The sequence below is a fragment of the Nonomuraea lactucae genome, from assembly GCF_003313395.1.
Classification (GTDB): Bacteria; Actinomycetota; Actinomycetes; order Streptosporangiales; family Streptosporangiaceae; genus Nonomuraea; species Nonomuraea lactucae.
Window position 1 is genome coordinate 1 of record NZ_QNFZ01000245.1, and the last position, 8,788, is coordinate 8,788.

An 8,788-nucleotide genomic window follows, 5' to 3' on the forward strand; every position below is an offset into this window, starting at 1 on the left:
CGCGCCGCCGTCCGCCGCTGGGCCGCGCGAGCCCGCGCCGCCGTCCGCCCAGTGGAGCCCCAGCCGGACCGCGGCCTGGGAGGGTGACCAGTGACCCGCCCGCTGCTCAGCCGCATCGCCGAGACCCTCTACTGGATCGGCCGCTACATCGAGCGCGCCGACGACACGGCCAGGCTGCTCGACGTGTCCGTGCACCGCGTGCTCGACGAGCCGGAGACCTTCCGCTCCATCTTCGACGTGCTGGGCCTGCGGCACTCGGCCTCGCCCACCGCGCCCGCGCTGATCAGGCGGCTCGCCTACGATCCGGCCGAGCCCGCCTCGATCGCCGCCTCGGTCCGGGCCGCCAGGGACAGCGCGAGAGGCGTGCGCGAGGTGCTCTCCAGCGAGGTGTGGGAGTGCCTCAACGTCACCTGGCACCAGCTTTCCGGCCTGGAGGCGCTGTCGCCGCACGCCTACCTGTCGTTCGTCCGCGAGCGGGCCGCGCTGTTCTTCGGGCTCGCCGACGCCACCATGAGCAGGGACGACTGCTGGCGGTTCCTGGTGCTCGGCCGGAGCCTGGAGCGGGTGGACATGACCACCCGGCTGCTCGCCGTGCACCTGACCGGTGACCGGCGGCTGCTGCTGCAGGCCAGCGGGGCCGACGAGTCGTTCACCCGGACCCACGGGGTCAACGCCGACCATGTGCTGGAGTTCCTGCTGCTCGACCGGCTCTACCCGCGCTCCGTCGTCTACTCGCTGATGACGGCCGAGAAGTGCCTGCGGGCGCTGGCGCCCGCCACGGCACGCGCCGGGGTGGCCGATCCCGCGCAGGCGGCCATCGGCAGGGTCCGCACCGGGCTGGAGTACGCCGACCTCGCGGAGCTGCGTGACCGGGTGCCCGAGCTGCTCGGCACCCTGCAGGAGGCGTGCGCCGCCGCCGGCGAGGCGATCAGCCAGCGGTTCTTCCAGCACAGAGAGGAGCTGGCATGGGTTGGCGCGTGAAGGTGGGCCACGTGACGCGCGTGGACTACGACGGCGAGGCGCACTCCTCCTACAACGAGGTGCGGATGACGCCCGCGCACAACGTCCTGTCCAGCCGGATCGTCGTGCGGCCCGTGGCCGCCACCTACACCTACGAGGACTACTGGGGCACGACGGTGACGGCCTTCGACGTGAGCCAGCCGCACCGTTCGCTCACCATCGAGGCGACCAGCAGGGTCGAGACGTCGCCGCCGCGCCGGCCCGGGGCGGCCCCGCGACCGCCGGGGCCGGAGCTGGGCGAGTGGCTGGGCCGTACGACCAGGACCGCCGTGAGCGGCGAGCTCGCCGAGCTGGCCAGGAGCCGGGCGCGGGGGCTCGACCCGCATGAGGCGGCCGAGGCCATCTGCGAGGTGGTCGCCGGTCGCGTCGTGTACGTCCCGGGCTCGACCGGCGTGCAGACCTCCGCGCAGGAGGCCTGGGACCAGGGGCAGGGCGTCTGCCAGGACATGGCGCACCTGACCGTGGGGATGCTGCGGGAGGCCGGGCTGCCGGCCCGTTACGTCTCCGGATACCTGCACCCGCGCCCGAGCGCGGAGATCGGCGAGCCGGTCGACGGGCAGAGCCACGCGTGGGTGGAGTACTGGGCGGGGGAGTGGCTGCCGCTCGACCCCACCAACCGCACGTTCGTGGGGGAGGCGCACGTGGTGGTGGCGCGGGGCAGGGACTATTCCGACGTGCCGCCGCTGAAGGGCGTGTACCAGGGGCCGGGCAGCCGCCAGGAGATCACCGTGACGGTCACGCGGCTGCGCTGAGATATATCCCTGCATAACCAGTAGGAAATGTTGACTTCTGGCCGGGCGCCGCGTAGGTTCGCCGTATGAGCCCCGGTCTTTACCTGACCACGCGCCCGCACGTGGACTTCGGCCACGTCGCCAGCGCGCAGTGTCGCTGATCACGGACCAGTAGCCGGCGAGCGCCCCCGCCGCCAGGCTCCCCTCTCATGCACCGCGGCCGTCAGCCGCGCCCCTTCACACCGCGCGGCCGACGACGCCCGCGCTCTCCAGTGCCGCGCGCGGCCGTCGACGCCCGCGCGCCCCTTCAGAAAAGCCCTTCCGGCATGCTCGGCCGACGGCATGGCGCCGCGCGAGCATGCCCTCCCCCGTGAGGAAACACCGTGATCAGGTTCAACCGCGTCGTGCCAACCGTGCTTCTACTGGCCGCGCTCGCCGCCTGCGGCCAGGCCCAAGGGTCGGCGGCTCCGGGAGGTCCGGAGGTGACCGAGCTGCGCTACCAGGGCAGCGTCGGCGCCGTGACCTTCCCCGAACTGGCCGAGGACCTTGGCTACCTCGGCGGCATCAAGCTCAAGTGGGTCGGCAACACCACCAGCGGTCCCCAGGACATCCAGTCGGCCGCGACCGGCCAGACCGACTTCGGCGGGGCCTTCAACGGCGCCGTCATCAAGTTGAAGGCCGCCGGAGCGCCCATCAAAGCCGTCATCGGCTACTACGGCTCAGACGAGAAGAGCTTCAGCGGCTACTACGTCGCCGAGAACAGCCCCATCAAGACCGCCCGCGACCTCATCGGCAAGAAGATCGGCGTCAACACCCTCGGCGCCCACCACGAGGCCGTCATCAAGGAGTATCTCAAGCGCGAGGGGCTGACACCCGAGGAGATCAAGCAGGTCGAGCTCGTCGTCATCCCGCCGGTCAACACCGAGCAGGCGCTGCGCCAGGGCCAGCTCGACGTCGGCACGCTCGGCGGCGTCCTGAAGGACAAGGCGCTCCAGCGCGGCGGCCTGCGCCCCCTGTTCACCGACGTCGGCCTGTTCGGGCCGTTCACCGCGGGCTCCGTCGTGCTGCGCGACGACTTCATCGCCAAGAACCCGAAGACCACCAAGGCGTTCGTGGAGGGGTACGCGAAGGCCATCGAGTGGACGCAGACCCACCCGCGCGAGGAGGTCGTGGCCAGGTTCCAGCAGATCATCGCCAAGCGGGGCCGCAACGAGGACGCCTCCACGGTGACGTTCTGGAAGAGCTCCGGGGTCGCCGCCAAGGGAGGGGTCATCGCCGACAAGGAGTTCCAGGTCTGGATCGACTGGCTCACCCGCGAGGGCGAGATCAAGCCGGGCCAGATCAAGCCGGCCGACGTCTACACCAACGAGTTCAATCCCTACGCGAAGGGGACCGCGTCATGACCGTCGCACCCGAGCGCATCCTCACCCAGACCAAGATCGGCATTCGTGGCGTCAGCAAGACCTTCCAGGTCAGGGGGGCGGACCGGCCGTTCACCGCGCTGGACGAGATCGACCTCGACATCCGCGGCGGCGAGTTCCTCACCCTCGTCGGGCCGAGCGGCTGCGGCAAGTCCACGCTGCTCGACCTGATCGCCGGCCTCACCGCGCCGAGCTCGGGCGAGATCGTCATCGACGGCACGCCCATCACCGGCCCGGGGCTGGACCGTGGGATCGTCTTCCAGCAATACGCGCTCTTCCCCTGGCGCACCGCCACCGGGAACGTCGAGTTCGGGCTGGAGGCCAAGGGCGTGGCCAGGCGCGAGCGCGCCGAACGGGCCCGCCACTACCTCGACCTCGTCGGGCTGGCCGGTTTCGAGGAGCGCTACCCGCACGAGCTCTCGGGCGGCATGCGCCAGCGCGTCGCCATCGCCCGCAGCCTCGCCTTCGACCCCGACGTGCTGCTGATGGACGAGCCGTTCGCCGCGCTCGACGCCCAGACCCGGGAGTCGCTCCAGGAGGAGCTGCTGGGCATCTGGGAGAAGACCGGCAAGACGATCGTCTTCATCACCCACGGCATCGACGAGGCCGTCTACCTCGGCCAGCGGGTCGCCGTCATGACCTCCCGCCCCGGGCGGATCAAGGACATCGTGGAGATCGCGTTCGACTCACGCGAAGGCGACCTGCGGGCCGACGGCCGGTTCGGCGAGTACCGCCACCACATCTGGACGCTGCTGCGCGACGAGGTCGCCGCGGCCCAGCGTGAGGAGGCGAGCTCCGTTGCCTGACCTCGGCACCGCCACAGCGCCCGCCCCCGCCGTGGCCACACGCGCCGCGCCCACCCCCACACCCGCCACACCCGCCACACCCGTCCCGATCGTCCCCGCCTCCCGCGGGCGGCTGTGGCGGGCGGCGTCCACCCTGGCCGGCAAGTGGGCCGCGATCATTCTGCTGCTCGCCCTCTGGGAGGCGCTGCCCAGGCTCGGCGTGGTGGACCCGGTGTTCGTGCCCCCGCTCTCGGAGGACCTGCTGGCCTGGTACGACCTGCTCGTGAGCGGCCAACTCGGCGAGCACCTCGGGGCGTCGCTGCTGCGCTCGCTCGCCGGGTTCGTCCTGGCCATCGCGCTGGCGATCCCGCTCGGCCTGGCGATCGGCTGGTACAAGCCGGTGGCCGACTTCCTCAGCCCCGTGCTGGAGCTGTTCCGCAACACCTCGGCGGTGGCGCTGCTGCCGGTGTTCACGCTCATCCTGGGCATCGGCGAGACCACGAAGGTCACCTTCGTGCTCTACGCCTGCTCCTGGCCGATCCTGCTCAACACGATCAGCGGCGTGAAGACCGTCGAGCCCCTGCTGATCAAGTCGGCCAGGTCCATGGGCCTCGGCCCGGCCAGGCTCTTCCAGAAGGTCATCCTGCCCGCCGCCGTGCCGACCATCTTCACCGGGGTGCGGCTGGCCGGCGCGTACTCGATCCTCGTCCTGCTCTTCGCCGAGATGGTCGGGGCCAAGGCCGGGCTCGGCTACCTGATCCAGGCGTCGCAGTCCAGCTTCCGCATCCAGGACATGTATGCCGGGATCATCACGATCTCCGCCATCGGCCTGTTGTTCAACCAGCTCCTGGTCACCGTGGAGCGCCGATTCTCCACCTGGAGGACCCCGTAATGACCGCTCGCACCCTGCACCTGAACGCCTTCCTGATGGGCGTGGGCCACCACGAGGCCGCCTGGCGCCACCCGCGTACCGAGCCCTCCCGCGTGACCGACGTCCGCCACTACCAGCAGCTCGCCCGCACCGCCGAGCGCGGCAAGCTCGACTCGGTCTTCCTGGCCGACGGCCTGGCCCTGTGGGGCAACGTCAGGCACAACGCCCTCGGCGGGCTCGAACCCCTCACCCTGCTGTCCGCCCTGGCGGCCGTGACCGACCACATCGGCCTGATCGCCACCGTCTCCACCACCTACAACGAGCCGTTCCACGTGGCCCGCAAGTTCGCCTCGCTGGACCACATCAGCGGCGGCCGGGCCGGGTGGAACATCGTCACCTCCGCCGGCGAGGCCGAGGCGCACAACTTCGGCATCGAGCGCCCGGCGCACGCCGCTCGCTACGCCCGCGCCGAGGAGTTCCTGGAGGTCGTCACCGGCCTCTGGGACAGCTGGGAGGACGGCGCCGTCCTCGGCGACCGCGCGCAGGGCGTGTACGCCGACACCGGCAAGATCCACCCGATCGAGCACGCGGGCGAGCACTTCAGGGTCCGCGGGCCGCTCAACACCTCCCGCCCGCCGCAGGGCCACCCGCTGCTCGTCCAGGCGGGCTCCTCGGAGGACGGCAAGGAGTTCGCCGCCCGCTACGCCGAGGCCGTCTTCACCGCCCAGCAGACCCTCGACGAGGCCCGGGAGTTCTACGCCGACCTCAAGGGCCGCCTGGCCAGGTACGGCAGGCGCCCCGACCAGCTCCTAGTCCTGCCCGGCATCTCGCCGATCATCGGCTCCACCGAGGAGGAGGCGCGCCGCCTGGCCCAGGAGCTCGAGGACCTCATCGTCCCCGCCTACGGGCTGACCCAGCTCGCCAACCTCATCGGCGTCGAGCTGTCCGAGGACGCGCTCGACCGGCCGCTGCCCGACGTGTCCGTGGAAACCGAGGGCGCGCAGAGCCGCCGCAAGCTGGTCATCGACCTCGCCAGGCGCGACGGGCTCACCGTCCGGCAGCTCCTCGCCCGCCTGGCCGGTGGCCGCGGCCACCGCGTGGTCGCCGGCACGCCCGAGAGGATCGCCGACGAGATCCAGGAGTGGTTCACCGGCGACGCCGCCGACGGGTTCAACATCATGCCGCCGCTGCTGCCCGGCGGCCTGGACGACTTCGTCGACCACGTCGTGCCCGAACTGCAGGTCAGGGGCCTGTTCCGGACCGAGTACGAGGGCCGCACGCTGCGCGAGAACTACGGCCTGGAGCGGCCCGCCTCGCGCTTCGCCGCCGCCGGCGAGGCGCTGGACCTGGCGGTGGTGTCGTGAGCGGCGTCGTCACGCTGGTCGGCAACCCCCGGGAGGGGTCCAGGACGCTGAGCGTCGCCGTCGAGGCCGCCGAGACGCTCGGCGAGCGGATCGGGCTCGGCCGGTCCACCGAGCTGGTGGACCTGTCGGCGCTCGGCCCGCACCTGCTGTCCACCACCCCCTCCGCCGGGGTCGAGGTGGCCGCCGAGCTGGTCCACGGGGCGGACGTGCTGCTGGTGGCGAGCCCCACCTACAAGGGCACCTACACCGGACTGCTCAAGGCGTTCCTCGACCGGCTCCCCTCGGGCGGGCTGGCCGGGACGGTGGCGCTGCCCCTGCTGGTCATGGGCGACCCCAGGCATGCCCTGGCGGTCGAGGTGCACCTGCGTCCGCTGCTGGTGGAGCTGGGGGCGACCGTCCCCACGCCCGGCCTGGCGCTGGTCGAGTCCGACATCCCCCGGCTGGGCGAGGTCCTCTCAGGCTGGTACGACCGGGTCGCACCACAGGTCGTGGCCGCGCTCAGGGAAGGAGCCGTCGCATGACCGACACCCTGCCCGACACCCTGCCCGACGCCCTGCCCGACACCCTGCCCGACCGCGCCGTCGGCGCCGAGACGTTCAGGGAGGCGCTGGCCGTGCACGCGGCCGGCGTCGTGGTCATCACCGCGCAGAGCGACGGCGTGCCCGTCGGGCTGACCGCGACGTCGTTCTCCTCGGTCAGCCTCGACCCGCCGCTGGTCTCCTTCTACGTGGACCAGTCGTCCACCACCTGGCCCTGGCTGCGCACGGCCGACCACTTCGCGGTGAACGTGCTGGCCAGCGACCAGGCGGAGCTGGCGTCGAGGTTCGCCCGCAAGGGCGTCGACCGGTTCGCCGAGCCGACCCGGTGGCGGCCGGGGCCGCTCGGCGCGCCGCTGCTGCAGGAGGTGTCGGCCCACCTGATCTGCCTGCCGTACGAGACGCTCGACGTGGGTGACCACGTGCTCGTCGTGGGGCTGGTCGCCGAGGCGGACGTGCGCGGGGGCCGCCCGCTCCTCTACCACCAGGGCAGGTTCGGCAGGTTCACGGCCGATCCGTGATCCACGACCGACCCGCCTGTCGGCACGTCGCCGGGCGGGTCGGTCGCGGGGCCGCCCGTTGGCTCGCCGTTCGGAATCCCGTCATGTGGCGCCCCTAGGGTGCCCGCCATGAAACGCATTGCCATCCTGATGTGCGCCGGCGCCCTGGTCGCCGGACTGTCCACGCCCGCGGCGGCCGACCCCGGCCGCGGCGGGTACGGCAGGGCGACGCTGACCGGCTTCGCCTCGCTGCCCGCCCAGACGTACGTGCCGGGCAGCGAGCCCTCGGGCGCACAGCTCGGCACGGCCCCGATCAACGGGGTCACCCCGCCGTTCCCGGGCCAGCCCGTCCAGGGGTTCAGCGGCATCGCCCGCCGCCATGACGGCACCTTCGACGTCCTGTCCGACAACGGCTTCGGCGCCAAGAACAACAGCGCCGACTTCCTCCTCCGCGTCCACCGGATCAGGCCCGACTTCGGGTCGCGGACCGTCCAGGTGCTCGGCGGGTTCGACCTGTCCGACCCGCGCGGGCTCGTACCGTCCGCCCTGACCAGGGCGGACCGCAAGCTGACCGGCGCCGACTTCGACGTCGAGTCGATCGTGCGCGGCCTGGACGGCACCTACTGGATCGGCGACGAGTTCGGCCCGTTCCTGCTTCACGCCGACCGGGAGGGGCGGCTGCTCGACGCGCCGATCGAGCTGCCCGGCGTCCGCGCGCCGGAGAACCCCGGCCTCGGCGGCGCCCAGCCCAACCTCGGCCGCAGCAAGGGCTTCGAGGGCATGGCCCGCTCCGTCGACGGCCGCCGCCTCTACCCGCTGCTCGAAGGCACGGTGACCGGCGACCCGGCGGGCACGCTCCGCATGTACGAGTTCGACCTGCGCAAGCGCGCCTACACCGAGCGGCGCTGGACGTACCGGCTGGAGGACCCGTCGCACGCCATCGGCGACGCGATCGCGGTCGACAGGCACCGCTTCCTCGTCATCGAGCGCGACAACCTGCAGGGCGACGCCGCCAAGGTCAAGCGGATCTACCTGGTGGACACCCGCGACCGTGACGGGGACGGCGCGCTCGACAAGACGCTGGTCGCCGACCTGCTCGACCTCGCCGACCCGAAGGATCTCGGCGGGTCGGGCGGGACGTTCAGGTTCCCCTTCCAGACCATCGAGGACGTGATCATCCTGGACGACCGCACGCTCGGCGTGCTCGACGACAACAACTTCCCGTTCTCGTCCGGGCGCACCCCCGGCAGGCCCGACGACAACGAGTTCATCACCGTACGGCTCACCCGGGGGCTGGGGGCCGACCCCCGCGTCTACCTGTAGCCGGTTCGCGGCCCGTCGGCGCGCGCGTCGGCGGGCCCACCGCTTCGTCGGTCAGGGTTCCCTGGGCGGTCGGCTCGGCGTCATCGGCCGGTGCACGGCGTCTGCGGACAATCACCCATGCGCAAAACCCTGTTCGCGGCTGCCCTCATCACCTCGTCCCTCGTCACGGCGGCCGTACCGGCCGTCACCGCGAGCGCCGCGGCCACGCCGCCCGCCCCGGCGAGCGCCGAGCCCGGC

Annotated in this window: 9 protein-coding genes; all 9 read left to right on the forward strand. The window is 72.2% G+C overall.

What is annotated here, in order from left to right; translation table 11 throughout:
* Positions 1-90 precede the first annotated feature (90 nt).
* The 9 genes from DQW85_RS15375 to DQW85_RS15415 all read left to right on the forward strand — a co-directional run bounded on the left by DQW85_RS15375 (position 91) and on the right by DQW85_RS15415 (position 8,551).
* A complete protein-coding gene (locus DQW85_RS15375; protein WP_113700993.1) occupies positions 91-981 on the forward strand; it encodes an alpha-E domain-containing protein in 891 nt (296 codons plus the stop codon).
* Positions 966-1,772: a transglutaminase family protein gene (locus DQW85_RS15380; RefSeq protein WP_113700994.1), complete on the forward strand. Its 807-nt coding sequence runs from the start codon at positions 966-968 to the stop codon at positions 1,770-1,772. Before DQW85_RS15375 ends, DQW85_RS15380 begins: the two co-directional genes overlap by 16 nt.
* A gap of 362 nt (positions 1,773-2,134) precedes the next feature.
* A complete protein-coding gene (locus DQW85_RS15385; RefSeq protein ID WP_113700995.1) occupies positions 2,135-3,154 on the forward strand; it encodes an ABC transporter substrate-binding protein in 1,020 nt (339 codons plus the stop codon).
* Positions 3,151-3,978: an ABC transporter ATP-binding protein gene (locus DQW85_RS15390; RefSeq protein ID WP_113700996.1), complete on the forward strand. Its 828-nt coding sequence runs from the start codon at positions 3,151-3,153 to the stop codon at positions 3,976-3,978. Before DQW85_RS15385 ends, DQW85_RS15390 begins: the two co-directional genes overlap by 4 nt.
* Positions 3,971-4,849, forward strand: coding sequence for an ABC transporter permease (locus DQW85_RS15395; protein ID WP_240197196.1), 879 nt, complete (start codon positions 3,971-3,973; stop codon positions 4,847-4,849). The genes DQW85_RS15390 and DQW85_RS15395 overlap by 8 nt, the downstream gene beginning before the upstream one ends.
* Positions 4,849-6,192 (forward strand): LLM class flavin-dependent oxidoreductase, encoded by a 1,344-nt coding sequence (locus tag DQW85_RS15400; protein ID WP_113700997.1) that lies wholly within the window; start codon positions 4,849-4,851, stop codon positions 6,190-6,192. Before DQW85_RS15395 ends, DQW85_RS15400 begins: the two co-directional genes overlap by 1 nt.
* The gene (locus tag DQW85_RS15405) at positions 6,189-6,713 is read left to right on the forward strand and encodes an NADPH-dependent FMN reductase (protein ID WP_113700998.1); all 525 of its coding nucleotides are present in this window, start codon (positions 6,189-6,191) and stop codon (positions 6,711-6,713) included. The genes DQW85_RS15400 and DQW85_RS15405 overlap by 4 nt, the downstream gene beginning before the upstream one ends.
* Positions 6,710-7,249: a flavin reductase family protein gene (locus tag DQW85_RS15410; protein WP_113700999.1), complete on the forward strand. Its 540-nt coding sequence runs from the start codon at positions 6,710-6,712 to the stop codon at positions 7,247-7,249. The genes DQW85_RS15405 and DQW85_RS15410 overlap by 4 nt, the downstream gene beginning before the upstream one ends.
* A 108-nt stretch (positions 7,250-7,357) precedes the next feature.
* Positions 7,358-8,551 carry an esterase-like activity of phytase family protein gene (locus DQW85_RS15415; protein ID WP_240197197.1) on the forward strand — a complete coding sequence of 398 codons (1,194 nt, stop codon included), beginning with the start codon at positions 7,358-7,360 and terminating at the stop codon, positions 8,549-8,551.
* Positions 8,552-8,788 lie beyond the last annotated feature (237 nt).

Coding starts and splice junctions, on each gene's coding strand:
- DQW85_RS15380 (WP_113700994.1), top strand. CDS start 966: ATGGGTTGGCGCGTGAAGGTGGGCCACGTGACGCGCGTGGACTACGAC.
- DQW85_RS15390 (WP_113700996.1), top strand. CDS start 3,151: ATGACCGTCGCACCCGAGCGCATCCTCACCCAGACCAAGATCGGCATT.
- DQW85_RS15400 (WP_113700997.1), top strand. CDS start 4,849: ATGACCGCTCGCACCCTGCACCTGAACGCCTTCCTGATGGGCGTGGGC.
- DQW85_RS15410 (WP_113700999.1), top strand. CDS start 6,710: ATGACCGACACCCTGCCCGACACCCTGCCCGACGCCCTGCCCGACACC.
- DQW85_RS15415 (WP_240197197.1), top strand. CDS start 7,358: ATGAAACGCATTGCCATCCTGATGTGCGCCGGCGCCCTGGTCGCCGGA.